This window comes from Saprospiraceae bacterium, assembly GCA_016716185.1.
Classification (GTDB): Bacteria; Bacteroidota; Bacteroidia; order Chitinophagales; family Saprospiraceae; genus Vicinibacter.
In genome coordinates this window covers 1,630,500-1,656,125 of record JADJWV010000002.1, presented here as the reverse complement: position 1 = coordinate 1,656,125, position 25,626 = coordinate 1,630,500, and the positions used below count along the sequence as shown (strand labels likewise).

Genomic DNA, 25,626 nt, shown 5'->3' with positions numbered 1-25,626 from the left:
TCAATCTTCAACCGCAGCGGGGTACATAATCTCGATGAGATCTGATAAAGTGTTCTTTAAATCTTTACGATCTACGATAAAATCAAGAAACCCATTCTCCAGCAAAAATTCAGACCTCTGAAATCCTTCCGGAAGATCCCTTTTAATGGTTTCTTTTACAACGCGTGGCCCGGCAAAACCGATCAAAGCGTTGGGTTCGGAAAAATTAATATCGCCCAGCATGGCAAAAGAAGCCGTTACACCCCCCGTCGTAGGATCTGTAAGGAATGAATAATAAGGAATCTTATTTTTGGCAAGCAATGTCAACTTAGCCGAGGTTTTAGCCATCTGCATTAAAGAAAATGCCGATTCCATCATTCGGGCTCCTCCCGATTTTGAAATGATCAACAGGGGAACCTTGTGTTCTATACAGAAATCAATGGCCCGGCTGATTTTTTCTCCCATGACCGAACCCATCGATCCACCGATAAAAGTAAAATCCATGGCTGTCGTCACTAACTCCCTTTTGTTTATTTTACCAACGGCAACTGAAATACTGTCTCGAAAACCTGACTTCTTTTTTGCTTCTTCCAGACGTTTGCCGTAGGATTGCAAATCAGTAAAATTCAGGAAATCTAAAGATTCCAGATTATCAAACAATTCGATATAATCGCCATCGTAAATGATGTCAAAATACTGATCAGAACTGATCCTCGTATGGTAGTTGCATTTTGGGCATTTGTAAAGAGAGTCCTTAAGCAACTTTGTAGTTGTCATTTCCGAACATTCCGGACATTTAAACCAAATGCCATCGGGTGTCTCTTTTTTTCCTTTGGTAGCAGTGGATATCCCTTCCTTGAGTCGTTTAAACCAACCCATTATAACTAAATTTATCCCCTTTCATCCGAAAAAGTTGCAAAGCAAAAATATAGCATATTCATTGACCTATCCCTATTATTTTAACATTATCTGTTAAATTTGAAGTCTGTAGATTTTTTAAAATTATAATTACCTTATAATCAATTATTTGTGAAAATTTGTCTCATCGGATATGGTAAAATGGGCAAAGCCATTGAGAAAATAGCTTTAGATCTGGGGCATGAGATTTCCGGACGAATAAACCAGCAAGCCAGGGATCAGCTCAATACGGCACTTTCTCATTCCGATGTTGCTATTGAATTCAGCAGACCGGAATCAGCAGTCGAACACCTTAAAGCTTGCATTGCGCAGCAGATTCCGGTAGTTTGTGGCACGACAGGCTGGCTCGAGCATTGGACCCAAATAAATGCTCTGGTGAAAGAAAAATCTGGTGCATTGGTCTATTCTTCAAATTTCAGCGTTGGGGTGCAACTTTTTTTCAATCTCAATAAAAAACTGGCAGCTTTAATGGCTTCCCATCCTGAATACCGTTGTAAAATGAAAGAAATTCACCACATACACAAACTGGATGCTCCAAGTGGCACTGCGATCAGTTTGGCAAATGATATTCTTCATATCAATCCAAGATTGGAAGACTGGAAACTCGAACCAGCAATCCAGTCCGAAGTAATACCCATTGAGTCAGTTCGCGAATCGGAAGTTATTGGCACTCATTTTATCCGGTATACTTCATCAATAGACGAAATTGAAATAAAACACGAAGCATTCAGCCGCGATGGATTTGCAAAAGGGGCAGTCCTGGCTGCGGAATGGATCCTTCATAAAAAAGGAGTTTTTTCAATGCAGGATGTTCTCGGCTTAAATGAGCAATGATCTTTTCAGGTAATTAAACGTTTACTACTTCATATTCCCATTTTAAATTATGATATCGCGTAAATCCATCGACTCGGTCATCGAATCTTCAAGAATCGACGACATCGTCAGGGATTATGTAGACCTCAAGCCAAGAGGTTCCAATTTAATTGGCCTCTGTCCATTCCATAAAGAGAAGACCCCTTCATTCTATGTATCGCCTTCTAAAAATATCTATAAATGTTTTGGCTGCGGCAAAGGAGGACATCCGGTGCAGTTTATCATGGAAGCCGAACAACTGACATTCCCGGAAGCTATCCGTCAGCTTGCGAAAAAATATCAGATCCAACTCGAAGAAACCCACAGGCCGGATGATTATTCCACAGAAAACAAAGAACTCGAAAGTTTACACATCCTCAATCAATTTGCTCTTGAGCATTTTAAATCCAACTTATGGAAGGATCCTGTGGGGAGGGCTGTTGCACTCGGTTATTTGAAACAACGTGGGTATAATGAATCAACCATTGAAAAATTCGAATTGGGATTTGCGCTGGATGCAAACGATGCCTTGTTGAATGAAGCTAATCAAAATGGGTTCAAAGAAGAATTTTTACAAAAGCTTGGTCTTGTTACGCCTTATCACAAAGACTTTTTTCGCAACCGGTTGATGTTCCCGATTCATAATTCCACCGGGAAACCCATTGCTTTTGCAGGACGCATTTTAAGCAGCGAAGCAAAAATTGCCAAATATATCAACTCCCCTGAAACAGAATTATATCAGAAAAGTAAAACTTTATACGGTTTACATCTTGCAAAGAAGAGCATCCGGGATAAAAACCAATGCATTCTGGTCGAAGGCTACACCGATGTGATATCATTGCATCAGGCAGGTATAGAAAATGTCGTTGCTTCTTCAGGCACTTCTCTTACCGAAGAGCAAATACAGGCCATCAAAAGAATCACACCCAATGTTTTAATCTTATATGACGGAGACGCTGCAGGAATCAAAGCGGCAACAAGAGGTGTCGATTTAATACTTCAGGAAAATCTGAATGTCAGGATCGCCGTAATTCCCGACAACGATGATCCCGATAGTTTCATTCAAAAAAAGGGGACCACTGCTTTTGAAAATCTTTTGACCGAACACGCATTAGATTTTATATTGTTTAAGCTAAACAGTCAGTTGCAGGGAATTCAGAATGATCCTGTGAAAAAATCCATAGTCATTCAGGATATTGTGCGCAGCATTTCCATCATACCCGACCCCATCAGAAGATCTATTTATATAAAAGAAACTTCGTCGATCACCAAAGTTGACGAACAAAGCCTGATTGAAGTTTGCAATAAATTTCTCAATGATTTAAAAAAACAAAGAGCCATACAGGAAAAGCGGAAAGCCCTGGATCATGACGAACAAATATTAAAAGAGCAATCCGATACCCTCACTCAGCCCGGAAAGCAAATGACAAGTGTACTGGGCCTGGATGAATTTCAGGAAAAAGATATTTGCAGAGTTTTAATATTATACGGACATCTTTGGTACAATGAACAGGAAGGGATCTCCTATGCAAGTTACATCATCAGCAATATTGCAGATACCCTCCCCTATTTTGAAAATGAATTTTACAAACAATTCATACTCGATATTTCATCTCAGATCAGCGAAGGTCAACTTCCCGATATCAATTATTTTTTGAGTCATTCCAACAAGCTTATTGCAGAATTGGCACTTGATTTTTCAATCAACAAATACGAATACAGTTCTAACTGGTCGGATAAATTGGGCATTTACCTGCATACACAAAACGAACCGGATCAGAATTTTTATGCCGATGTTCATCAATCCATATTGAGATTTAAACTCAAGAAATACAACAAAGCAATTTCTGACTTCGAATCAAAATTCAAATCCAACGAATTAAGTGAAGAGGAATTGGAGATCGAACTCAAATCGCATCAACACATCATCAACGAACGAAATTTAATCGCCGGAATGTTGCGAACCGTCATTATTCAGTAAGAAAATCAGATCAGGCCATGCTCGGCAAGATATCGTTCAGCATCCAATGCAGCCATACATCCTGAACCCGCAGCGGTAACCGCCTGTCTGTAAATCCTGTCTTGTACATCTCCGCAGGCAAAGACACCTGGTATGTTGGTTTTTGAACTGCCCGGCGTCGTCTTGATGTAAAGTTGGTCATCCATATTTAGCCAACCTTCAAAAGGCTTAGAATTCGGACTGTGACCAATAGCAACAAATACGGCTTTTACGTCGAGCTGTGACAATTCTCCATTTTGGTTATTCCGAATACGTATCCCTTCGACTTCCTCGGCACCAAGGATCTCATCAATTTCTGAATTCCAATGAACTTTTATTACGGGATTATTCAGGACCCTTTCCTGCATAATTTTGGAAGCTCTCATTGCATCCTTGCGCACCAACAAATGAACTTCCGGGCATAATTTGGACAAATAGGAAGCTTCTTCAGCGGCCGTATCTCCGCCACCTACGATGGACACGATTTGTCCTTTAAAAAAGAAACCATCGCAAACTGCGCAAGCAGAAACGCCCTTGTTCATCAATCGACGTTCAGAATCAATTCCCAACCATTTGGCACTTGCACCAGTAGATACGATGATGGTATGTGCCTGAAACTCTTCGCCGCTTTCCGTCCAGATTTTATGTACGGGACCAGTCAAATCTACTTTCTCGATGACTTCGTATTTGACTTCTGTTTGAAACCGCAATGCCTGATTGAGAAAATCATCCATCATTTTAGGCCCTTGCACTCCCTGAGGGTATCCAGGGTAATTTTCGACTTCTGTGGTAATCATCAGTTGCCCGCCAGGTTCAATTCCTGTAAATAACACGGGTTTCATATTTGCACGCGCAGCATAGATCGCTGCGGTATAACCGGCGGGGCCAGACCCAATGATGATGGTGTTATAGATCATATTTTCTTATTCGCTTAAAATGCCCTGTTTGAGGCAAATATTTGTAACATAATTTAGGTCAATTGGTTCATTACTTGAAACTTCAATAGTGAGGTCCGCTCTTTTGAAATAGGGATTACGCATTTCCTGAAGCCTGACTAATTGATCGTAAACAGAATTTGCGCTTTTTAGAAAAACAGGTCTGTTGATCTGACCAAGTCTTTGCTCGAGCAAAGAGGCATCCGTGTGGAGCCAAATGGAGTATGAAAACTCTCTTATTAAATACATCCCATCCATACATGCTGCGGTTCCCCCACCAAGACTGACGATTTTCGGGCCATTTGATAATATTTCCAACAATAAAAACCTTTCCCACGCTCTAAATAATGCCTCCCCGTGCAAATCCCATATTTTTCCTATGGGCAGGCCAGTTCTAAGTTCCAAATCGCAATCAAGATCGGTCCATGGCAAATTCAGATGCGTCGCCAACATCCTTCCAAAGCTTGTTTTGCCTGCTGCAGGCATACCCAGAATGCAAATTGATTTTAATAGTTTCAAAATTTTAGAAATTATTTAATTTTGAATATGAATACTCTTCAGCGAAACCAAATAATTTTATTCCTCTTATTGCTTATTGTCGGTTGTAAAAATAACTCAGAATCTGGCAAAACCGAATCTTCTCCGCTTGTTCAATCAACTGCAGTTCATGGAAATTCAATGGGAAAAGCCAAAATGAACATTCCTGTCCTTGAAAAAAATTTTGGGGATGTCCTGCGTGGCGATACCTTGCGTCATTCATTTATGATCTCCAATCCAGGCACCGATACTTTGACCGTTACCGAATTAACTCCATTATGCCCTTGTATTTCTGCTGATATGAAGAATTTCAAGCTTGCGCCAAACGATACTGGCTGGATTAACCTTACATACGTGACCGCATCGAAAATTGCCTACGACGAAAAAGAATTGATCGTGTCTGGAAATGGTTTTCCTCCAAAACTTACTATTCGCGTAAGCGCAAATATTCACGCAAGGAATGAGCAGCTCAGGTAAATATTCAGTTGCTTTCACTAAATTTGCTGCAATTAATCAAATAAACCGCAATATTCTATCATGAGCGTATTAATTCTGTATATCATTTTGTTTGGGATCATGTATGTATTTTTTATACTCCCGAGATCCAGACAACAAAAAGCTCAAAATAAGTTTCTTACAGAAATCAAAAAAGGAGATCAGGTAGTTACTCAATCGGGCATTATTGGAAAAATAACAAAGATTGAAGATTTAGTGGTCGAAATGCAGCTCGACTCAAAATCGTTTATTAAAGTTCTCAAAACTTCGGTATCGAAAGAAGCAACCGATGCCATCAAAGATAAATATCACTTGGACACTTAATTTGAGCTTTCAGCTCATTGGGGCTTTTAGGTTTTTAGGCTTTTAGACTTTTTGGCTTTTAGACTTTTTGGCTTTTAGACTTTTTGGCTTTTTGGCTTTTTGGCTTTTAGACTTTTTGCTTTAAGCTTTTTGCTTTAAGCTTTTTGCTTTAAGCTTTTTGCTTTAAGCTTTTTGCTTTAAGCTTTTTGCTTGAACCTCTTGTTGCACTCTGCACTAAAAACTAAAGTTACCTTCCCTTCATCTGCGACATTTCCTTTTGAAATGTTTCTGAAGTGTAAATTTTATAATTCCCCTGAGGTACTTCAAAGTCTTTCTCGCTGATTTCCTTGCTAAATTCTTTGGCAACCATGATCATTTCCATAGCAAAATTCCCGCTGCCCATTTTCATATTGTACTCCAAAGGTGTCCCTTTTAAATTAATGCTTTGCTTGCCATTGGTTATATACGACGCATCAAACTTTAATTGCTCAGTAACGTATAATTTAAGATCGAGATCCGCATCCACTTCCAATGAAGCTCCTTCCCCGGGAGCCTTCATTTTTACATCTACCCGGTAACATTTGTATCCGAGAATTTCCTTGGTGTCTTCGCGCATCTCTTTGATCTCTAGTTTATCCTCAATACCTTTTTGCTTGTTATTTTGATTGATTGATGATCTGGAATCCGCAACCAGATATTTTTTACCCATTAAGTCCATATACATCTTAACGCTGTCGAGAGCCGGATCGTAAAAGGTCTCCGTTTTCATCATCATCATGGACATGGATGTTTTTTGTTTATTGCCATCTGAAAAAATCTGCAGACTTATATCTCCCAAATGAGCTCCCATATCGACCGGTGCTTCTTCCCCATTTAAAATTATTTTTTCAACTTCCATTTTTAGTCTACCCTTGGTATAGGCTTGAGCCTGCAATGAATTCATTATGAAGGATAGAAAAAACAGTCCTAAAAAACAGATACTGAAATATTTAAATAATTTCATTTGTAAACATTTTTATGATGACAGACGGGCTTAGCGCAACAATAGCAGCCATTTTAATATGATCATTTTGCATTTATCGCAATTGGACTAACTGCTACCAATGCCATTTATCTTTCTTTTACTCTTAATTTTAAAGCTTTAGCCTTAGGACTTTATACCATCTTACCTTAAAGCTTTAAAACTTTCGGCTTTTGTGATCCCGACACGATTCGAACGTGTGACCGACTGCTTAGAAGGCAGTTGCTCTATCCAGCTGAGCTACGGGACCTGAATCTTTAATCATCGACTGCATTCAGTTTACGATCGGGAATGGACAAGGAAAATTGCATATATTAAGCTGATAATCATTAATTTACAATAAATATCAGCCGATTTTGGGGCACTTGGTATCGCTTATTACCTTGCCAAAGCGGGGCAAAGATAATTATAAGCTGAAATACCTCCCAAACTACTTGACAAATAAGCTCACAACGCTGTTTCCCGATTTATCCGACAATTGAAGAACATATACCCCATGAGCGAGGATATCGATTTTCATTTGGCAGCTATTTGACTTGGGTTGACTGGAAAGGATCGACCTGCCTTGCATGTCCAAAATCTTCAGATCAGCGATTATGTGGTCTTCCCAAACCACTTCTATCGAATTTGATCGGAACCATATCTGTGGTTTCAGTAATATCCTCTCCTGGGTACCCACTGTTGAGGGTACAAAAAAGCTAAACTCGCGAATGCAATTGTTGCAATCAGTCACGCTCAATTGATAAGTACCGGAAAGCAGATTACAAACCGTACTTCCTGGCCAACCTGTGCTCCACAAATATTTATACGGTTCACAACCACCGCTCATTTGCACACCAATGCATCCCTTTCCGGTCCCGTCATCCTTAATGATTAATGTATCAGAAACTTCCAGCGGGTCTGTAAAACTCACTTTAAATGCAACCAGACTATCGCAGCCATGGTTCTGTGTAACTAAATGAAACGTATCTTCCGTATGATTTTTATCAAAGAAAATGTTGTATAGAACCAAACTCGAGTCATGGCACAAGACTTCTTCAGCCTGCGTTAATACCGCCTGGATCAAATCAACCTCTACTGTCAGAATGCTGTCGCATCCTATAACACTTCCTCCAATGAAGGTATCAATTCCACTTTGAAAGCCCTTAAAATAAAGCCTGCCATTTATTTCAATGCTGTCTTTTTCACATATGGAAACTCTGTGCATTCCATAAAAAGGGTGACATTCGAAAAGTTTTGTCGTCCAGAAATCCGGAGGATTTGTATTTGCCGCAGTCAGATCAAAATCAGTGCTGAAACTACTGCCGATCAAATAAATATGACCCCTTTTATCGGTTGTAATGGCTGAAGAATTATCTCCTTTTGTACCTCCATAATACTTCTGCCATAAGATATTTCCTGCGGTATCCATTTTCATTAACAGTACATCACTAGTTCCGCCGTGCGGAGTTATTTTTATATCCTTATCGTTGGAATTGGAATTACTTAATAACAAAATATGGCCATCTTCCCCCAATTGGGCCTGATATGCAACATCATCAAGGCTTCCTCCCAAAATTTTCTTCCACAGCAGATTTCCCTGTATGTCAATTTTTGCTATGAGTATATCCCGACCGCCTTTGATCGTATCGACAATTCCACCTTTGGTGCTCACTGTACCAAAAAGCATATAAGTATCGTCTGGCAATTTAACAGCATCTGCAAATAAATCATCACCAGGCCCACCCAGTGTTTTGATAAATATTTTGGTTAAATTTCTGTTTGTTTTTAAAATAAAAATGTCTTTCCCTCCTTTAGACATTCCCTGAAAATCAAAATCTGAAGACTCAGATTCTCCAAAAACAAGCATCTGACCACCAAAAACCTCTGCATTGAGAATTTTCCTGGCGGTTTCATCTTTGGTACCTCCAAAAGTTACCGTTTTGTTGATCACACCGGCTTCGCTCATAGAAGAAAGCAGAATATCATTTCCCCCTTTACTTGGTGTGGTAACCACATCCCGGTCTATTGATTTTGTATGGCCTGCCATCAGAACTCTTCCGGTTTCGAGAAAATGCAAGTGGTTTAACTGGTCATTATTGGTTCCACCAAAATTCTTTTGCCATAGAAGATTTCCATTGGCTGGATTAATAGAAGTAAGCCAGATGTCTGTAAGCCCATGAATCATCGTTACATCTCCCCCTCTACCGGTAGTAAATCCTCCAACCAAAATAGCATCATTTGATACCTGTAACAAAGTGTTAGCCTGGTCTATAGAAGGGCCTCCATATGTTTTCAGGTAATTTAATCCACCATCCGGATTGAAATTACAAATCATAAAATCATCACCTCCTCTGTGGCCAGGTAATTCTGTCGAGGAAGTCCGTCCGATGCTAAAAACGGCAGTATCATTAAGAACAGTCATGGCACTTGCAACATCAGTAGCCTTGCCACCGTAAAGATTCGTCCAAAGTTTGACGGGTTGACTATTAGCTACTCCAGAATAAATACAAATTGCTATCAAAATACGTTTCATATCCACTATGTTTGAGTGCAGAAAACTTCTGCATACTATTATTCAAATATACTATGGTTCAAGTAAATATAGAAGAATCCTGGAAAGCTCTTTTACTCCATGAATTTGATTCTGACTATTTCAAAAACCTGACCACTTTTATCAAATCGGAAATTGCACAAGGAAAAATCATTTATCCACCGGGCAAATTGATCTTTAATGCCTTCAATTTATGCCGGTTTGATATGCTCAAAGTTGTCATTCTTGGCCAGGACCCTTACCACGGACCGGGAGAAGCCATGGGCTTGAGTTTTTCGGTGCCCAAAGGGATTACGATCCCTCCTTCCCTGCTTAATATTTACAAGGAGCTTCAAAGAGAATTTGGCTATCCGATACCCAAACATGGAGATCTGACGAGCTGGGCAGATCAGGGAGTTCTTTTATTAAATGCATCCTTAACGGTTGTTCATAAATCTCCGAATTCTCATAAAGCTTCGGGATGGGCACAGTTTACAGATGCCGTCATTAAACATATCAGCAATCGCAAACAAAATGTTGTTTTTATGTTATGGGGAAATTTTGCAAAATCAAAAAATCAATTGATAGACAAAAGCAAACATTTGATTCTGGAGAGTGCACATCCTTCTCCTTTGGCAGGGAATGCATTTTCAGGAAACGACCACTTCATCAAAGCCAACCATTACCTGAAAACACACGGCATAAAAGAAATCCGATGGAAAATTCCGGACTGATTGCTAAAAGATTTAAAATCTCGTATATTTGTACTATTCTTAAACACTAAAACCTTATTTATGAAGCTTAAAAGTTTATTATTTGCCATTTTTCTCTGTGTGAGTCTAAATGCATTCTCACAAGAATATAAAAATGCCATTGGATTGCGTGCAGCATGGGGATGGGCATTGACTGGCAAGCATTTTTTGAATGAATCCAATGCAATTGAAGGCATCCTTAATTACAGGAATTATGGAGCCGGAGTTTACGATTACAGTTATTTCAGTCTGACCGGTTTGTACCAGACACATAAGCGTATCAACTCCGTTGATGGTTTGAGCTGGTATTGGGGCTTTGGAGCTCAATTAGGTTCCTGGGGAGGTGACTGGGATTACTACGATTTGGATGACGATGGTAGTTTCTTTTTAGGAGTTTGCGGAAACCTCGGTTTGGATTACAAATTCGACGGAGCGCCAATAAATCTTTCTGTGGATTGGATTCCAACTTTCCATTTTATTGGATGGGGAAATGGATTTTCAGAAGAAGCCGGCGGATTCGCTATCAGGTACACATTCTAAAAACAGTATAAACAGTATTTTAAAGACCAACTTTTAGAAAGTTGGTCTTTTTTTTTTATAACAAATTAAAAAAATTGTAAAAGCTCTGTTTAACGATCTGAATTTGCCAGTTTGGAGCGATGTTTTCTCCAAATCAAACCCAACACGAATACCATTAAATAAGGTATGGCCAGTAAATATAAAATTCCTGCATTAAGGCCTTTTCCTGCTGTTCCTCCACTTCCAAGGTTTGTTTCTGCCGCCATCCTGCACATCGGGCATTGGCTATATAAACCACTTGACGAAATGGCTACCACTAAAATAACGATGAGCAAGATCCGGTTTAAATTAATCATAGTTTAATTTTATATCCTGCATGGCAGCAACATCAGATAACACACAGGACCAGATATACAAATATACAACCAAACCGGAAAAACCCATTTAGCCATTTTTTCATGTGCCGGGTGTTGATTGGTGAGACCTCTGATGTAAGTAAATAAAATAAATGGAAATGCCAGGGCAGATAAGATGATGTGTGTAATCAATAATACAAAATACAATGTTCTGATTGCGCCTTCTTTGCAAAAGCGAACCTCAGGAGTGGTTATATGGTACAGTACATAAGAAATCAGAAAAACCAAAGAGGAAATCATGGCAGCACTCATCAGTTGCCTGTGCCTTGGGATGTTTTTCTTTCTGATAAAAATATAGGCGATAATGAGCAACACTCCGGTAAATGCATTCAAACTTGAATGAAAACCAGCCAAAAAACTAAAATCGATGGAGCTCTCAATTTTAATCTGCCGCATACTTGCAACCACCAGCAAAACAATGGCCGTTATTATATACGCCAGAATGTTTAAACGCTTGACCGATTCCGGACTCCAGGACATATTAATTTTTAAGACTGAGAAAAACCGGTATTTCTCTTACCGCAGATTTCAATTCTTCACGATCTGCTAATTTGTAATAATTGCGCATGCGACCCTCTTCATCCAGCAAAGCAATGATGTTCTGATTTGCATGCGATTCAGGAATGGAAAAAGCATCTTCAGAAAATGGGTAGATGTGATTGGCTGCCATGTAGGTCTTTATCCAATTCTTTTCCTTATCGATTCCTAATTTGGCGCTCATTTCAGCGATGAGCTCCCCTTGATCCAGTCCAACGATGGTAAACACATGAACGGAAAATTCGGACTCAGCCTGCTTCAGCAAATTTTGGAATACCGATATATGCCCCTTTCGCAAGGAATCGGCTCCAATTATTCCGATGATCCACCTTTTGCCGGCAAGGCTTTGACTGTAAAAAAGTGAATCTCTTTCTGTAACCGTTTGAAAATTACCCATTTCAGCTTTTGGACTCAGATTCTCCATCGCTGATTTTCGCATTTGAGTTCCTTTATTCAGATAATACCAGGCAAATGCTGGTAAGCCCACTACTATAAGCAGAATAAGCGCTAATTGAATCTGCTTTCTCAACTCAAATTATTCATGTATTGAAAAAAAAAAAAAAAATTAATGCTCCATCTTTTCGGTGGATGTAGTATCTGATTTATGCTGCATCGTGTCGTGTGCCATCGGCGTTTCTTTAACCTGATGCGCATCCTGGGGATCTTTATGATGCATTTGCATTTTTTCCAAGGTTAAGGTCGGCCTGTCATGAATATTTGCTCTCCAAACATTCCAGGTGTGGCCTTCTGAAAAGAAAGCGATTATTGCCCACACCAAAAGTAAGGTTGGTAGTAAAACACTTTTTACCAGACCGGGTACTTCATATCGCATGTGCATAAATTCGTACACAATAAAATATGCTTTATATAAAGAAAGTATAATCATCGCCAGGTACATAATTGCGCGAGGCAAATGAAACCCCTCAATGATGTAGCCTTTACCAAGCAAGGCTATCAATACCTCCACTACGGTAACAATTCCAAGCAAAACAAACCCTTTAAACGCCGTCTTTTTAGCTTCTTCGTAACTTAAATGTGCCATTATAGTAAAGATAAAATTTATTAAAGGAGATAAAATACAAGAAAAACAAATACCCAAACCAAATCCACAAAGTGCCAGTACAAACCAATTTTTTCAACCATCTCGTAATGATTTTTCCGGTTTGCATAAATACCAGACAAAACATTAATCAAAATGATTGCTAAAAACACTACTCCACTGAATACGTGAAAACCGTGGAATCCGGTAATGAAGAAAAATAAAGCTCCGAAGGCCTTGGGTCCAAATTGCTGCTCTTTGATATCACCGGTTTCAGTCTTATATCGCAAAGGAGCCCATTCATCTCCATGTTTGTGTATGAGATAGGATTGACCCGCATGAAAGCTATCTCCCGGTTTGATATCATGTCCGTCTCCATCGATGTAGGTTCCCGATTCAACATGAGTTCCAAATGGATTTACGCGAATCGACATGTTTTCGCCGCCTATCAAGGTAGTCCATTCCCAAGCCTGACAGCCCAGAAATGTCAACCCTCCTACTATGGTCAACAACATCCAGAATGCTACTCCCTTTTTATTGTAACGTTGACCTTCCTGAACAGCTCTCACCATGGTAACGGAACTTACGATCAGCACAAATGTCATGAACGTAACAAAAATCAAAGGTTTGTGATGGAAACCTCCCGGTAAAGTTGAGAAAACAAAATCAGGTACCGGCCAGGTTGCACTGCTGAATCTTAATGTTCCATACGCGATCAAAAATCCTGCAAACGTAAATGCATCTGAGAGGAGGAAATACCACATCATCAACTTGCCATAACTCGCCTTAAAAGGTTCTCTTCCTCCTGACCAGGCTCCTTCTCCCGTATGCGTATCGTGCGCGTGTAAAGTATGCTCAGTTGCCATTGAATAATTTTAATCTATTGTAATATGAGAAATATCAATAAGTAAATCCAAACCAAATCAACAAAATGCCAGTATTGTCTCACCAAATCCAATTTGAAAATTCTGTTGGTTGACATTTCAAATGGAAAAGAAAAAGCAACCAATGCAGAAACAATCAATGCAGCAATGCCGCCTGCAACGTGCAAGGCATGCAAACCGGACATGGCATATAAAAAAGAACCGCTCACATTCAGGTCTAAGGTGATCCCCTGGGCCACTAAGGCTTTCCAGGCAACAACCTGAAATACTAAAAATGCTATTCCAAAGATGCAACTTAATAGAATGCCTGTTTTATATGTTTGAGGGGTCCCGCTTTTTAAACCTCTGTAAGATCTTTCTATAAAAAAAGAAGATATTAAAAGACAGATCGTACTGATAAAAAACTGAACCGGCAATTTGAATTCATACCAATTACCTGCCGCTTTTCTTACAATATATGCACTGGTAAGTGCCGCAAACATCATAATGATTGAGGCCATTGCGATCCAAAGCCCAAACCGCTTAGCATGAAATCTGCTAGGTTCAAGATTCTTATCGATCATTTGAAATAAGGCCATTAATTAAAAAATGAATTTGCGTAAAATAATATGAATAATAGAGGAAGATATATAAACGAAGAAAACATCAGTTTTCTGGCAGCCACAGCATTATTGAGTTTGTACAAATTCCATCCAAAATATGAATACATGGCAATCAAGGCTATCATCCCTATCATTACAACCGGATGGATAAGGGTATATCCGTTAAAAAGAAAAACAAGAAATAAACTCAAGGAAGCGTACACGGCGGAATACAAGCCATATTTTGGATCCGGCAGTCCACCGACATCATTGATCAATTTAAACCCTGCCCTTTTATAATCCTGATGACCTATCCATGCAATCGACCAGAAATGAGGAAATTGCCACAAGTACTGCAACCCAAATAAACATATAGCTTCTATAGTAAATCCATTTGTGGCAACAATACCAGCAATCAAAGTTGGCAGTGCACCTGGCACTGCACCTACAGGAATTGCTATCGTTGAATACCGTTTTAATGGCGTATAGATAAATGCATAAATCACAAAGGAAACCATACCCAGTATCGCTGCAGGCAAACTTAAAAGAGCAAGCAATAATACCCCAATTGTACAAAAAATGCCTGCAATCAAAACTCCAAAAGAAAGACTCATTCTGCCTGTTGCAACGGGCCTGTTTGCTGTCCTGGTCATCAATTTGTCGTATTCCCTTTCAAGGCTCTGATTAAGAGCATTTGCTGCGAATGTGATAAACAAACCACCACCAACCAATAATGCAAATTCCAGAAGAAGAAATTCAGAACGTGCCAGGATCAGATAACTCAGTGCAGAAGATATGACAACCATCAAACTGAGTTTAAATTTGACCAGTATTCCGATATCCTCAACTAAAGAATAAGGCGCAACCGATGCTTGTGATTTTTTCAATCTTATTTACTATTCTATGATGATTAATGACTACTTTCTTCTTCCCCTTCTTCCAGTGGGATGTGTTGTGGAATAAATTCTTTACCATCTTTTCCATAATCATAAGCCCATCTCTGCACGGTTGGAATTTTTCCGGGCCAGTTTCCATGTCCGGTATGAATTGGCGTGGTCCATTCCAAAGCATTTGAACCATAAGGATTTTGCTCAGTCATTTTTTTACCTTTCCATATGCTCCAGAAGAAATTCACGACAAAAAGGATCTGACCCATAAAGGTGATCACAGCAGCTATCGTGATAAATTTATTCATATCGTCGAAATCCTTGAAGGCATCGAAATTATCAAATCTGTAATACCTCCTTGGTACACCCGCCATACCCAGGTAGTGCATGGGCCCAAATACAGCATAAGCGCCTATCATGGTAACCCAAAAGTGAATTTTACCTAAGGTATCGTTCATAAATCGACCGAACATCTTTGGGAACCAGTTGTACACCCCTGCGAACATTCCGAAGAATGCCGCGACACCCATGACAATATGAAAGTGGGCAACGACAAAATAAGTATCGTGCTGTTGAATGTCTATTGCAGAGTTTCCAAGAAAAACCCCTGTCAAACCGCCTGAAATAAACATGGACACAAATCCAATACAAAACAACATTTGTGTATTGAGACGGATATTACCTCCGTATAATGTACTGATCCAGTTGAAAACTTTCACTGCAGACGGCACTGCGATGATCAATGTAAAGACCACAAAGAAATTTGAAATAAATGGGTTCACCCCGGACATAAACATATGGTGTGCCCAAACAATGAACGACAGAAAACCAATGGCGAGAATGGAATAAACCATCGCACGGTATCCGAAAATAGGTTTTCTTGCATGAACGGCCATCACTTCAGAGACAATACCCATCGCAGGCAATATGATAATATAAACTTCCGGATGGCCTAAGAACCAAAACAGATGCTGAAACAGTATCGGACTTCCACCAATTCTGTCTAAAGCCTGACCGTTGATGAAAATATCGGATAAATAGAAACTCGTTCCCAGGCTTCTGTCAAACATCAATAAAAAGAAACCAGATGCCAAAACAGGAAATGACAAAAGTCCTAAAATAGCAGTCACCAAAAAAGCCCAGATCGTTAAAGGCATTCTCCACATCGTCATTCCTTTGGTCCTCAAATTCAAAATAGTAGTGATGTAATTCATACCACCTAATAGAACCGAAACCACAAAAAGCACCAATGAAACTAACCATAAAGTCATTCCGGCTCCACTTCCAATCGAAGCTTGCGGCAATGCACTCAAAGGTGGATAACCGGTCCACCCTCCTGAAAAAGGACCTGTACTGATGAACAAACTATACAGCATAACAACTGATGACATAAAAAAGAACCAGTAGGACAGCATGTTCAAAAATGGCGATGCCATATCCCGGGCACCTACCTGAAGCGGTATCAATAAATTACTGAAAGTTCCACTCAATCCCGCAGTCAAAACAAAAAAGACAATGATCGTTCCATGCATGGTGACCAGGGCGTAATAAAACTCAGCATCCAATCTGCCGATCCCTGCATCATTGACTGTGATCCATTTGCCCAGCAAAGGTTTCAGCCAGGAAATATCAGCATCGGGATACCCAAGCTGGATTCTAAAGATCAAAGACATTGCTGCGCCAACAACCGCCCAGAACATTCCCGTCATGAGAAACTGGCGCGCAATCATTTTATGATCCTGGGAGAATATGTACGTCGTTAAAAAATTAGTCTGGTACTTATCACCATGGTGATGTTCATGAAAATGATCATCATAACCTAACTTTTCTATGAGTTGGTCCGTCTCGTGATGTTTGTTATGGCTTGCAGACATGGCAGTTGAATGATTGTTAGTTCAAAAAGTATTAATTCAATTTAAGAGTAGTATCTGCTGGAGATTTTGCAGCAGCAGAATCTACTGAATTTGCTTTATTCGTGTCCAGGGAATCTGATTTCATCATCGCATCCGCTTTAATTGGTTTTCCTGCAAAAGGATCCTCTTCCGTATTGCGAATACTGGTCATGTAAAATGACTTTTGAGATGCGTGCCATTTTTCCCATTCCTCCGGACTGACAATTTTAACAACGCGTCTCATACTATAATGACCTTTCCCACATAACTCAGCACAAGCCAATTCGTAATTAAAGGCTTTCCATTTTGGTTCACTGCTGGGATCGTTGGGGTCTGAAGGCATTTGATATTCCGGATATTTTCTTAACTCCTGTCGAAATTCATCCGTCGTTTTTATAGGAGTAAATATGAAATAAGTTGGAATGCCGGGAACGGCATCCATTTTTACTCTAAAATGGGGCAAATAAAAATTGTGAAGAACATCTCTTCCAATGATCCGTACCCGCACTTTTTTTCCTTTAGGTAATACAAGTTCATCTGCATTAAAATCGTCGTGATTTCTCTCATCGGTCCAATCCTGTCCCAATTCATTAACACCAGGCTTGATCAGTCGAAAATCTTTAACACCCAATTCGCCATCAGCTCCCGGATAACGGAGATTCCATGCAAACTGCCAACCGGTAGCTTCGATTTCAATATAGGATTCCCCTTTTTGAACATCCGACATGACCGCATTCCATGTAACAAGACCTTTCACAACCAGAATGGTCATGACTAAGGCCGGCACTGCCGTCCAGATCACTTCCAATCTGTTATCGTGGGGAAAAAATAAAGCTTTACGTCCAGCCTGGAACCGGTACTTGTATGAAAACCAAAACAAAATCACATGACAGATCACAAAGACAATACCTGTAAAAATGAGTGTCAGATTAAACATGGAATCGATTGAACCACCATGTTCTGAAGCCGATTGTAAGGGGCCGTATCCAAGCAATCTGTTAGAATAATACAAGGCACTCCAGAAAAAAGAACCCATAAAAACGACGCCAAAAATCAGCATCCATTTCGCATTGGCAAGACTGGTTTTTTCTTCGTGCTCATCCGGATGTATCAAACCAGCAGTCAACTCGTTGATCTTGGCAATTTGAACCAGAACAACAAACAACAATATAACTGATAATATAGTAATTAAAGCTGTCATGAGCGTTTATCTATTATTTTTAAAATCAAACATGATGATGTAAACTTTCCTGTAAGTAAGGATCGTTTTTGGGCACCAAAGGTGCTTTCGATAAAAAGTGCAAAGTCACCGTGAAAAACAATGCTAAAAATCCAAGCAACAATCCAATATCGGCCAAACCGGGAATGACATAGCCTATCTCGGGTTTCGAACCGGCATGATCTCCTGCATGGGCATCGTGCGAAGTTTCAGCTGCATGTGAAGCGTTTACTTCATCAGCATGGATTACACTTCCGGAAGAATGTTCAGCAGTTCCTCCCATACTCATTTCATGAGAAGTATGGAGTACTCCGGGTTTCAACATTTGAAAAGTATCGATCCAATGCCCAAAAAATACGATGAGTGAAACAGTAATCAGTGTACCGTATTTCCTTTTGTTATCATTGCGCATCAATATCAGGAAAGGAAGAACGAAATTCAATACCAGATTTCCATAAAACAGGACGGGATATTCTTGTATCCTGGTTTTGAAATACACCGTTTCTTCACCGATGTTTCCATACCAAATCAACATGTATTGTGAAAACCACAAGTAGGTCCAAAATATAGAAAATGCAAACATGAATTTTCCCAGATCATGAAAATGTTCCTGATTGACATTGTGGTAATACCCTTTTGACTTCAGATAAATCAAAAATAAAATGGTGAGTGCAATCATACTCACAAACGTACTTGCACCGGTATACCACGCATACATGGTACTGTACCAATGCGGGTCAACTGACATATTCCATAACCAGATTGCCACGGCACTTGAAAAACCAGCAATGGGAAGGAATATGGCCGCATATACTTTCATTTTTTTGTAATACTCAAATTTTCCATCGCCATGATCATCCTCTTCAATACTTAATTTACGCATTTTAACTGCAAAAAATATCCAGCTTGCTAAAATTCCCAAACCGACAAAGGTGTAGAAGTTTTTATTGAGGAATGAAGACTTTCCCTGTAAAATTTTATCTCCTGCAACGGCATCGGGATCAGCCCAATGATAAAGGTGGTGCCAACCCATATAAACACCCATGGCGATGAGAAACATAATGGCAAAACCCACCCATAAAAATTGAGACATAGCTTCCCACACTCTTTTAAATCCGACATTCCATCCTGCATATGCAGTACGACTCACACAAATAAAAAAGACGGCCATCATGGAGATCAGTGTAAAAAAAGTGCCGTTGTGCAAAAGGCTGCTCCATAAACGGGTATGATGTTCATCGTCATTGGCTACAATAGCGACTAATGATAATATTCCTATAAAGCCCAAAATTCCAAGGAAGATCTTATCGCGGTTTGGTATTTGTACGGAACTCATTGATTGTTTCTTTTCTATAGTTAATGAATCATCACTTCGTTGGTTGCACCATGGTTTTTGCTGCATCTTTCACGGAAGCAGAACCCGAAAATGTATTTTCTTTTTCGTTATAACTCAATTTCTTGGAAGCGGCCTGAAGTGACCTGATGTAATGGATGACATTCCATCTTTCTTCATAAGATAATTTATCCTTGTGAGACCCCATCACATTCTTACCATACATAATGGCATGATAATATCGGCCTTCCGATGATGCGATAAATTCGTCTTTAAGAAAATTTGCAGGTTGTGCAGGATATTTTCCTCCATCGTCTCTCACCAGATATCCTCCTCCATCACCAGCGGCTCCATGACAGATTCCACAATAAATATCGTAGAGCATTTTGCCGTTCTCTAATCCTGCTTTGGTGATAGGAAGCGGATTCGTTGTAATTTCTTTGGTTGCACGGGTCCGTTCTTCTTCCGTATTGCCGTAATAATATTCGACAGATCCGTTGACAGGTGTGGCTATGGCATTATGTGCCAAATTCCCATTAAACAGATCGTTATTGGGTTTGCCATGGGTCCATCCCATCGATCCTCTTGCCTTCGTTCCCTGAACCGGTAATCGGGGTGTTGAATATTGCGCAATTTCCAATTCGCTTCCCCAGGAGTGATAATAATAATAACTATTCAGGTTGGGTTCATAAGCAATTGAGTGCGCCATATCGGGCATGTATTCGGTTCCTGTGCGGTTACCTTCAGCAGGACGGCATTGGAAACAAGCTACCGTAACTATGATCACCAGAATTTTATCCATTGGAATTTTCATCGTTAAATCATTTTGGTGTTGACTTCTTCGGCTCCTGATGCTTCAAAAAATGCCCTGGCATCCTCATCAGAAACTTCGTGTCGATCAAATGCAATACAAAATTTATCATCGGTAGTGCGCAAATCCAGCTGTGGATTGCTTACACCCGGCCATAAGCCGCAAATTGTGTAAAAAGTAATGGTCATTCCCCAGGCTGCACATAAAACAGTACATTCAAAGGTAATGGGTATGAAAGACGGAACCGGCCAGTAAGGTTTGCCCCCAAAAATAATAGGCCAGTCGCTGGTCATGATCCAGGTCATCCCCAGAAAACCAATCAGAGCACCCAACGCCCCATAAACAAATCCAGCCTGGTGCAATCTCGATTCTTCCAGTCCAAGTGCGTGATCCATTCCATGGACCGGAAAAGGAGAATAGACATCCATAATTTCCAGATGTTTGCTCTTCGCATCCCTGACTGCACTCAGAAGAATCTCTTCGTCTGAGTAGATTCCAAAAATGACATCTTTATTGAGCTGTCGCATTTATTTATATTTTTAGTTCAATTGTTTTTAATGTTTTTCCTGATGCGTGTGTTCTGAATGATGGTGATGTTGGTTTGCTTTTTCACCTATGTATTGATCTCCGCCTACTTTGAGAATGTGTTTAACTTCTGCAATGGCTACAACCGGTGCTACGCGTACAAAAATCAGATAGCAGGTAAAAAACAAGCCCAACGTACCCACAAAGATTCCTATCTCAACCCACGTAGGTTTGTAATAACTCCATGACGATGGCAAATAATCTCTGGCTAAGGTCGTTGCAATGATCACAAATCGTTCAAACCACATCCCTATGTTGACAAAAATGGACATAAAGAAGGTTACAAAAATGCTTCTCCTGAATTTCCTGACCCAAAATAGCTGCGGTGAGATCACATTACAGGCCATCATTCCAAAGTATGACCACCAGTAAACCCCCATCGCCCTGTTGAAAAAAGCAAATTGCTCGTATACATAACCTGAATACCAGGCAATGAACAATTCTGTAAGATAGGCCACACCGACGATGGTTCCCGTCACCAGGATCACCTTGTTCATCGATTCAATATGTTCCAGTGTGATGTATTCTTCCAGTTTCAGGATCTTTCTGGTCATAACCATCAAAGTCTGCACCATTGCAAATCCCGAAAAAATGGCTCCGGCCACAAAATAGGGTGGGAAAATGGTGGTGTGCCATCCGGGAATTACAGACGTGGCGAAGTCAAAACTAACGATTGTATGTACCGACAAAACCAAGGGAGTGGAAAGTCCGGCTAGAACCAATGAGAGCGATTCCCATCTTTGCCAGTGTTTGGCAGATCCGGTCCATCCGAAAGACAAAGCATTGTAAATCTTTTTCCGAAATCCACTGGCACGATTTCTAACGGTTGCAAAATCGGGCACCAAACCGGTATACCAGAATAGCAGAGAAACGGAAAAGTAAGTCGAAATCGCAAAAACGTCCCACAAAAGCGGTGAGTTAAAGTTTGGCCATAAGGATCCTCTTGTATTGGGGTACGGAAAAAAGTAAAAAACGACCCATATCCTTCCTACGTGGATCAATGGAAAAAGTGCTGCACAGATCACCGCAAAAATGGTCATTGCCTCTGCCGCTCTGTTTACACCGGTACGCCATCTCTGACGGAATAATAAAAGAATTGCAGAGATCAGTGTTCCGGCGTGACCAATACCGATCCACCAAACAAAGTTGGTAATATCGTATCCCCAACCGATGGTCCTGTTCAGATTCCACGAACCAATTCCCATCCATATGGTCCAAAGAATACAAAATATTCCAAAGGACAAAGTGGCTACCGAGACAATGAATGCAATAATCCATTCTTTGCTGGGTGTTCTTTCGGTAGGTGCACATAGATCTTCAGTGATCTGATGATAAGTTTTATGCCCCTCTACCAAAGGCTTCCTTACCGGTGCTACAAATCCTCCTGCCATGCGATTTATTTATTTAGTTATGCATCTAAGGTTTCGTCTCTGTTGTTGACTTTCATCGTATAATTCACAACAGATTTAACATTAATTTCTTCGAGAACAATATAATTCAAAGGGTTCTGCAATTTTTGATGCAGTTCTCCATCCTGATTATTCATATCGCCAAAAGTGATCGCACCCGTGGGACAAGATGTCTGACAAGCTGTTTTAACATCCTGATCTCTCAATGTCCGCTGCTCTTTTTTAGCATTGAGTTTACCTTCCTGAATTCGCTGAACACAGAATGAGCATTTTTCAATCACCCCTCTTGATCGTACCGTCACATCGGGATTTAAAACCATTCTAACGAGATTATCGGAATAGAAAGGTTGATTTTTTTCATTGGCCAGATTGTACTGGTTGACCGGGAACAGATCCGCAGTGGTATAATCATACCAATTGAACCTTCTAACTTTATACGGGCAGTTGTTGGCACAGTAACGGGTACCAACGCAGCGGTTATAAGCCATTTGATTTAATCCTTCCGAAGAGTGATTGGTCGCATTAACCGGACACACATTTTCGCAAGGCGCATTGTTGCAATGCTGACACATCATGGGTTGGTAAACCACATTTGGACTTTCGACATGGCCATAGTAATACCGGTCTATTCGAATCCAGGTCATTTCATGATGACGGGACACTTCTTTCTTCCCTACCACCGGTACGTTGTTTTCTGCCATACATGCCACGGCACAAGCTCCACAACCAATACAGGCATTGAGATCGATGTGCATTCCCCAATGATGTCCTGCGTTATATTTGTAATCGTGTCCCGGATATAATGTATGAGAATTTAAATGCTGGTGATGTTCTCTTTCCTTCTGTAATTTCTCTATATTTTCTTTTACGTCTTTTACATTAGAATGCCTGATGATGGAACGATCTGTCAGAGATCCCTGATAACCCTTTGTCAAGCCTTTAAATGCATCGTCCACCAGGGCTGCTTCATCTGCATTTATGACCTTTCCGGAACTGGTTTCGACGGCCGTTACCCCAAATGTATGGTGGTGCTGAACACAGGCAAAATTCTTTTCAATCGTTTTTGAAGATTCCGACATACTAACGGATGTATGGAAATATTGAACATAACCATCTGCCAAAGAACATAACGCGTTAAAATCCGTTCCCACTCCGCTTCCACAATCACCTGCATGCTGCCTTCCGTATCCCAATGCAATGGCGACAGTGCCCTGCATTTGTCCGAATTGTTTCACAGCGGCTACTTTAAACTTATTTTCACCTACAGTCAATTCCAACTCTTCGCCATCTTCCTTTACCTGATTCATCGCCTGAAATCTGCGATCTCCGTCAAACGTTAACGGCACCGCCAGATAATTCCCCCAAACTGTACGCATCACCGGATCTGGCAATTCCTGCAGCCAGGGATTTGTAGCATATGCTCCGGAACCCAAACTTACACTTTCATAAAAGCTGATCTCCAAAGCGCTTTCAGAGGGTTTGGTTAACTTGGAGAAAGCCAGGTTGACATCGGCATTGCAAACTAACAAACGTTCGTTAGTAGCTACTTCATAAACCCCATCGTGCAACATTTTATCCCATGCAGTTTGGAAATTTTGTGAAGCTGAACCCGTTTTGTCTGCCCAGTTTTTCATCACGTATTCGTAATATGCCTGCTCCGATTGTTTGTTGAGATTACTGCTGTCACACCAGTTCAAAAATGATTCACCCGCATGTCTCGTTTTGAAAATGGGATGAATAGCCGGCTGAATAAAACTGAATTGTCCGCTCTTGGCTTCTACATCACCCCAGGATTCAAGATAATGATGTTCGGGCGCTACATATTTACATGCATGCGTAGTTTCGTCTACAGTAGCATTCATGCTAATGCTTAATCCAACCTTGGACATGCCCTCTGCAAATTCTGCAGCATTCGGTAAATCGTAACATGGATTCGCATTCCAAACAATTAAAGCATCGACATTGCCGGATTTCATATCCGCAATCAATTGTTGAACATCCTGATCACTTCCTTTGCGCTGCAGTGAACAGCGTTCAAATCTGACTGTTTTATTGATATTGCCCAACATGTCGTTGATCGCGAATGTTAGGATCTGATCGCCCAGGTTATTGTTTCCACAAACCACCAGAGATGCAGATTTATTTGCTAAAAGCTGTTCAGCCAGTTTAGATATCGCTTGTTTAGCTCTGTCATTGAGACTGGGTGCAGTCTGCACAGCACGTCCGCTTTTACCTGCAATCTCGTTGTATAAATGTGCAATAGCTGCGCTTTGCTCTGAAGGTTTAACAAGAATGCGGTTATCTGCATTGGATCCTGTAAGCGAAAGGTGCGACTCAATCTGAACATGTCTGTTCATACGATAGTTGTCTTTTTTCAAAGTGCGTTTGCTGGCATATTGCGCAGCATACTCTATCGGAGAAATCCAGGTCCCCAGAAAATCCGCATTAAAACTTACGATAAGTTCCGCCTGATCAAATTTATAATCTGGAACGACTCGCTCTCCAAAGCAAACCTTGCTTGCGTCCAGCAAAGCTGCAGACGAAACAGCATCGTACATGATGTGTTTGGTATTTGGAAATTTTGCGGTAAATTCCGACACGGCTTTCAGTGCTGATGGACTCATAATCGTTGAACTCACAATCCTGATCTTGCTCCCGGAATTGATTTGACCCGTAATTTCTTTATCAAACGATACCCAATCTGTAAGTTCCGGCATTCCATCTTTCAACATTCCCGGTCCCTGAATCCTGTTGTAATCGTACAGACTTAAAACAGAAGCCTGCACCCGTGCACTGGTACCTCCCCTGGTAATCCCTGAAGATGCATTGCCTTCTATTTTAATAGGCCTGCCTTCTCTGGTTTTGATTAACACAGAACAATAATCACCTCCGTTTACAAAACTGGAGGCATAATAATTTGCTATACCGGGAACAATCGTGTCGGGTTTAATGACATAGGGAATAGCTTTCTTAACGGGGATTTCGCAAGATGCAAGCGTAGCCGCACCGATTCCAAATCCCAGCATTTTCAGAAAATCCCTTCTGTTGGCTTCCAGGGCTCCCATGCGGTCATCTTCTACTACAGATGTAGAAGCTTCCATCGATATTTCGCTTTGGATTTCTGAAATAAAAGATTCATCTCTCAATAAATCCTTTTCTCCTACCCAAATATTTGATTCGTTATGTTTCATCTGCGATTTGTGTTGTAATG

25 protein-coding genes and 1 tRNA gene are annotated in these 25,626 nt (G+C 40.4%); 6 read left to right on the top strand and 20 right to left on the bottom strand.

The genetic code is table 11. The features are described from left to right. A complete protein-coding gene (locus IPM34_08320; protein ID MBK8955545.1) occupies nucleotides 1-858 on the bottom strand; it encodes an acetyl-CoA carboxylase carboxyltransferase subunit beta in 858 nt (285 codons plus the stop codon). A 150-nt stretch (nucleotides 859-1,008) separates the two neighbouring features. Here IPM34_08320 and dapB point away from each other — a divergent pair, with 150 nt between their 5' ends. Beyond that, nucleotides 1,009-1,731 (top strand): 4-hydroxy-tetrahydrodipicolinate reductase, encoded by a 723-nt coding sequence (gene dapB, locus IPM34_08315; protein MBK8955544.1) that lies wholly within the window; start codon nucleotides 1,009-1,011, stop codon nucleotides 1,729-1,731. Between the two features lie 49 nt (nucleotides 1,732-1,780). Further along, complete coding sequence (locus IPM34_08310; protein ID MBK8955543.1) at nucleotides 1,781-3,730, top strand: DNA primase; 1,950 nt, start codon at nucleotides 1,781-1,783, stop codon at nucleotides 3,728-3,730. A 5-nt stretch (nucleotides 3,731-3,735) separates the two neighbouring features. Here the strand turns inward: IPM34_08310 and trxB are convergent, their stop codons facing one another. Both trxB and IPM34_08300 read right to left on the bottom strand, forming a co-directional pair. Then, the gene (gene trxB, locus IPM34_08305) at nucleotides 3,736-4,665 is read right to left on the bottom strand and encodes a thioredoxin-disulfide reductase (GenBank protein ID MBK8955542.1); all 930 of its coding nucleotides are present in this window, start codon (nucleotides 4,663-4,665) and stop codon (nucleotides 3,736-3,738) included. A 6-nt stretch (nucleotides 4,666-4,671) separates the two neighbouring features. Further along, nucleotides 4,672-5,202 (bottom strand): hypothetical protein, encoded by a 531-nt coding sequence (locus tag IPM34_08300; GenBank protein MBK8955541.1) that lies wholly within the window; start codon nucleotides 5,200-5,202, stop codon nucleotides 4,672-4,674. A 27-nt stretch (nucleotides 5,203-5,229) separates the two neighbouring features. Between IPM34_08300 and IPM34_08295 the strand changes: the two genes are divergently transcribed. Both IPM34_08295 and yajC read left to right on the top strand, forming a co-directional pair. Further along, nucleotides 5,230-5,697 (top strand): DUF1573 domain-containing protein, encoded by a 468-nt coding sequence (locus tag IPM34_08295; GenBank protein MBK8955540.1) that lies wholly within the window; start codon nucleotides 5,230-5,232, stop codon nucleotides 5,695-5,697. A gap of 60 nt (nucleotides 5,698-5,757) precedes the next feature. Beyond that, complete coding sequence (gene yajC, locus IPM34_08290; GenBank protein MBK8955539.1) at nucleotides 5,758-6,039, top strand: preprotein translocase subunit YajC; 282 nt, start codon at nucleotides 5,758-5,760, stop codon at nucleotides 6,037-6,039. Nucleotides 6,040-6,265: 226 nt separating this feature from the next. On the opposite strand, the gene IPM34_08285 is transcribed toward yajC, so the two are convergent. The 3 genes from IPM34_08285 to IPM34_08275 form a co-directional block, all read right to left on the bottom strand. Continuing rightward, nucleotides 6,266-7,021, bottom strand: coding sequence for a hypothetical protein (locus IPM34_08285; protein ID MBK8955538.1), 756 nt, complete (start codon nucleotides 7,019-7,021; stop codon nucleotides 6,266-6,268). A 194-nt stretch (nucleotides 7,022-7,215) separates the two neighbouring features. Further along, nucleotides 7,216-7,289, bottom strand: a tRNA-Arg gene (locus tag IPM34_08280). A 180-nt stretch (nucleotides 7,290-7,469) separates the two neighbouring features. Further along, nucleotides 7,470-9,554 carry a hypothetical protein gene (locus IPM34_08275; GenBank protein MBK8955537.1) on the bottom strand — a complete coding sequence of 695 codons (2,085 nt, stop codon included), beginning with the start codon at nucleotides 9,552-9,554 and terminating at the stop codon, nucleotides 7,470-7,472. 53 nt (nucleotides 9,555-9,607) lie between these two features. On the opposite strand from IPM34_08275, the gene ung reads away from it, so the two are divergent. Together ung and IPM34_08265 are read left to right on the top strand one after the other, a co-directional pair. Beyond that, a complete protein-coding gene (gene ung / locus IPM34_08270; GenBank protein MBK8955536.1) occupies nucleotides 9,608-10,285 on the top strand; it encodes a uracil-DNA glycosylase in 678 nt (225 codons plus the stop codon). A 60-nt stretch (nucleotides 10,286-10,345) separates the two neighbouring features. After that, the gene (locus tag IPM34_08265) at nucleotides 10,346-10,843 is read left to right on the top strand and encodes a hypothetical protein (protein ID MBK8955535.1); all 498 of its coding nucleotides are present in this window, start codon (nucleotides 10,346-10,348) and stop codon (nucleotides 10,841-10,843) included. Nucleotides 10,844-10,932: 89 nt separating this feature from the next. Here the strand turns inward: IPM34_08265 and IPM34_08260 are convergent, their stop codons facing one another. From IPM34_08260 to IPM34_08195, 14 genes are all read right to left on the bottom strand, one after another. Continuing rightward, nucleotides 10,933-11,178, bottom strand: coding sequence for a hypothetical protein (locus tag IPM34_08260; GenBank protein MBK8955534.1), 246 nt, complete (start codon nucleotides 11,176-11,178; stop codon nucleotides 10,933-10,935). Nucleotides 11,179-11,187: 9 nt separating this feature from the next. Beyond that, nucleotides 11,188-11,718 carry a DUF420 domain-containing protein gene (locus IPM34_08255; protein MBK8955533.1) on the bottom strand — a complete coding sequence of 177 codons (531 nt, stop codon included), beginning with the start codon at nucleotides 11,716-11,718 and terminating at the stop codon, nucleotides 11,188-11,190. Nucleotide 11,719: 1 nt separating this feature from the next. Then, nucleotides 11,720-12,304, bottom strand: coding sequence for a hypothetical protein (locus tag IPM34_08250; GenBank protein ID MBK8955532.1), 585 nt, complete (start codon nucleotides 12,302-12,304; stop codon nucleotides 11,720-11,722). A gap of 36 nt (nucleotides 12,305-12,340) precedes the next feature. Beyond that, the gene (locus IPM34_08245; protein ID MBK8955531.1) at nucleotides 12,341-12,817 is read right to left on the bottom strand and encodes a cytochrome C oxidase subunit IV family protein; all 477 of its coding nucleotides are present in this window, start codon (nucleotides 12,815-12,817) and stop codon (nucleotides 12,341-12,343) included. Nucleotides 12,818-12,837: 20 nt separating this feature from the next. After that, nucleotides 12,838-13,680 (bottom strand): cytochrome c oxidase subunit 3, encoded by an 843-nt coding sequence (locus IPM34_08240; GenBank protein ID MBK8955530.1) that lies wholly within the window; start codon nucleotides 13,678-13,680, stop codon nucleotides 12,838-12,840. 14 nt (nucleotides 13,681-13,694) lie between these two features. After that, the gene (locus IPM34_08235) at nucleotides 13,695-14,198 is read right to left on the bottom strand and encodes a cytochrome c oxidase subunit 3 (protein ID MBK8955529.1); all 504 of its coding nucleotides are present in this window, start codon (nucleotides 14,196-14,198) and stop codon (nucleotides 13,695-13,697) included. 77 nt (nucleotides 14,199-14,275) lie between these two features. Beyond that, nucleotides 14,276-15,166 (bottom strand): protoheme IX farnesyltransferase, encoded by an 891-nt coding sequence (locus IPM34_08230; protein ID MBK8955528.1) that lies wholly within the window; start codon nucleotides 15,164-15,166, stop codon nucleotides 14,276-14,278. 23 nt (nucleotides 15,167-15,189) lie between these two features. Continuing rightward, nucleotides 15,190-17,040: a cbb3-type cytochrome c oxidase subunit I gene (locus IPM34_08225; GenBank protein ID MBK8955527.1), complete on the bottom strand. Its 1,851-nt coding sequence runs from the start codon at nucleotides 17,038-17,040 to the stop codon at nucleotides 15,190-15,192. 31 nt (nucleotides 17,041-17,071) lie between these two features. Beyond that, nucleotides 17,072-18,259 (bottom strand): cytochrome c oxidase subunit II, encoded by a 1,188-nt coding sequence (locus IPM34_08220; GenBank protein ID MBK8955526.1) that lies wholly within the window; start codon nucleotides 18,257-18,259, stop codon nucleotides 17,072-17,074. A gap of 25 nt (nucleotides 18,260-18,284) precedes the next feature. Beyond that, nucleotides 18,285-19,613 (bottom strand): hypothetical protein, encoded by a 1,329-nt coding sequence (locus IPM34_08215; protein MBK8955525.1) that lies wholly within the window; start codon nucleotides 19,611-19,613, stop codon nucleotides 18,285-18,287. A gap of 31 nt (nucleotides 19,614-19,644) precedes the next feature. After that, nucleotides 19,645-20,424 carry a cytochrome c gene (locus IPM34_08210; GenBank protein ID MBK8955524.1) on the bottom strand — a complete coding sequence of 260 codons (780 nt, stop codon included), beginning with the start codon at nucleotides 20,422-20,424 and terminating at the stop codon, nucleotides 19,645-19,647. A 2-nt stretch (nucleotides 20,425-20,426) separates the two neighbouring features. Further along, a complete protein-coding gene (locus IPM34_08205; protein ID MBK8955523.1) occupies nucleotides 20,427-20,948 on the bottom strand; it encodes a DUF3341 domain-containing protein in 522 nt (173 codons plus the stop codon). Between the two features lie 27 nt (nucleotides 20,949-20,975). Beyond that, nucleotides 20,976-22,397, bottom strand: coding sequence for a polysulfide reductase NrfD (gene nrfD / locus IPM34_08200; GenBank protein ID MBK8955522.1), 1,422 nt, complete (start codon nucleotides 22,395-22,397; stop codon nucleotides 20,976-20,978). Between the two features lie 17 nt (nucleotides 22,398-22,414). Continuing rightward, nucleotides 22,415-25,606, bottom strand: coding sequence for a 4Fe-4S dicluster domain-containing protein (locus IPM34_08195; GenBank protein ID MBK8955521.1), 3,192 nt, complete (start codon nucleotides 25,604-25,606; stop codon nucleotides 22,415-22,417). Between the last annotated feature and the right edge of the window lie 20 nt (nucleotides 25,607-25,626).

Coding starts and splice junctions, on each gene's coding strand:
- yajC (MBK8955539.1), top strand. CDS start 5,758: ATGAGCGTATTAATTCTGTATATCATTTTGTTTGGGATCATGTATGTA.
- IPM34_08210 (MBK8955524.1), bottom strand. CDS start 20,424: ATGAAAATTCCAATGGATAAAATTCTGGTGATCATAGTTACGGTAGCT.
- IPM34_08260 (MBK8955534.1), bottom strand. CDS start 11,178: ATGATTAATTTAAACCGGATCTTGCTCATCGTTATTTTAGTGGTAGCC.
- IPM34_08295 (MBK8955540.1), top strand. CDS start 5,230: ATGAATACTCTTCAGCGAAACCAAATAATTTTATTCCTCTTATTGCTT.
- nrfD (MBK8955522.1), bottom strand. CDS start 22,397: ATGGCAGGAGGATTTGTAGCACCGGTAAGGAAGCCTTTGGTAGAGGGG.
- IPM34_08265 (MBK8955535.1), top strand. CDS start 10,346: ATGAAGCTTAAAAGTTTATTATTTGCCATTTTTCTCTGTGTGAGTCTA.
- IPM34_08285 (MBK8955538.1), bottom strand. CDS start 7,021: ATGAAATTATTTAAATATTTCAGTATCTGTTTTTTAGGACTGTTTTTT.
- IPM34_08225 (MBK8955527.1), bottom strand. CDS start 17,040: ATGTCTGCAAGCCATAACAAACATCACGAGACGGACCAACTCATAGAA.
- IPM34_08245 (MBK8955531.1), bottom strand. CDS start 12,817: ATGGCACATTTAAGTTACGAAGAAGCTAAAAAGACGGCGTTTAAAGGG.
- IPM34_08220 (MBK8955526.1), bottom strand. CDS start 18,259: ATGACAGCTTTAATTACTATATTATCAGTTATATTGTTGTTTGTTGTT.
- IPM34_08195 (MBK8955521.1), bottom strand. CDS start 25,606: ATGAAACATAACGAATCAAATATTTGGGTAGGAGAAAAGGATTTATTG.
- IPM34_08235 (MBK8955529.1), bottom strand. CDS start 14,198: ATGGCCTCAATCATTATGATGTTTGCGGCACTTACCAGTGCATATATT.
- IPM34_08215 (MBK8955525.1), bottom strand. CDS start 19,613: ATGAGTTCCGTACAAATACCAAACCGCGATAAGATCTTCCTTGGAATT.
- trxB (MBK8955542.1), bottom strand. CDS start 4,665: ATGATCTATAACACCATCATCATTGGGTCTGGCCCCGCCGGTTATACC.
- IPM34_08310 (MBK8955543.1), top strand. CDS start 1,781: ATGATATCGCGTAAATCCATCGACTCGGTCATCGAATCTTCAAGAATC.
- ung (MBK8955536.1), top strand. CDS start 9,608: ATGGTTCAAGTAAATATAGAAGAATCCTGGAAAGCTCTTTTACTCCAT.
- IPM34_08240 (MBK8955530.1), bottom strand. CDS start 13,680: ATGGCAACTGAGCATACTTTACACGCGCACGATACGCATACGGGAGAA.
- IPM34_08275 (MBK8955537.1), bottom strand. CDS start 9,554: ATGAAACGTATTTTGATAGCAATTTGTATTTATTCTGGAGTAGCTAAT.
- IPM34_08205 (MBK8955523.1), bottom strand. CDS start 20,948: ATGCGACAGCTCAATAAAGATGTCATTTTTGGAATCTACTCAGACGAA.
- IPM34_08320 (MBK8955545.1), bottom strand. CDS start 858: ATGGGTTGGTTTAAACGACTCAAGGAAGGGATATCCACTGCTACCAAA.
- IPM34_08255 (MBK8955533.1), bottom strand. CDS start 11,718: ATGTCCTGGAGTCCGGAATCGGTCAAGCGTTTAAACATTCTGGCGTAT.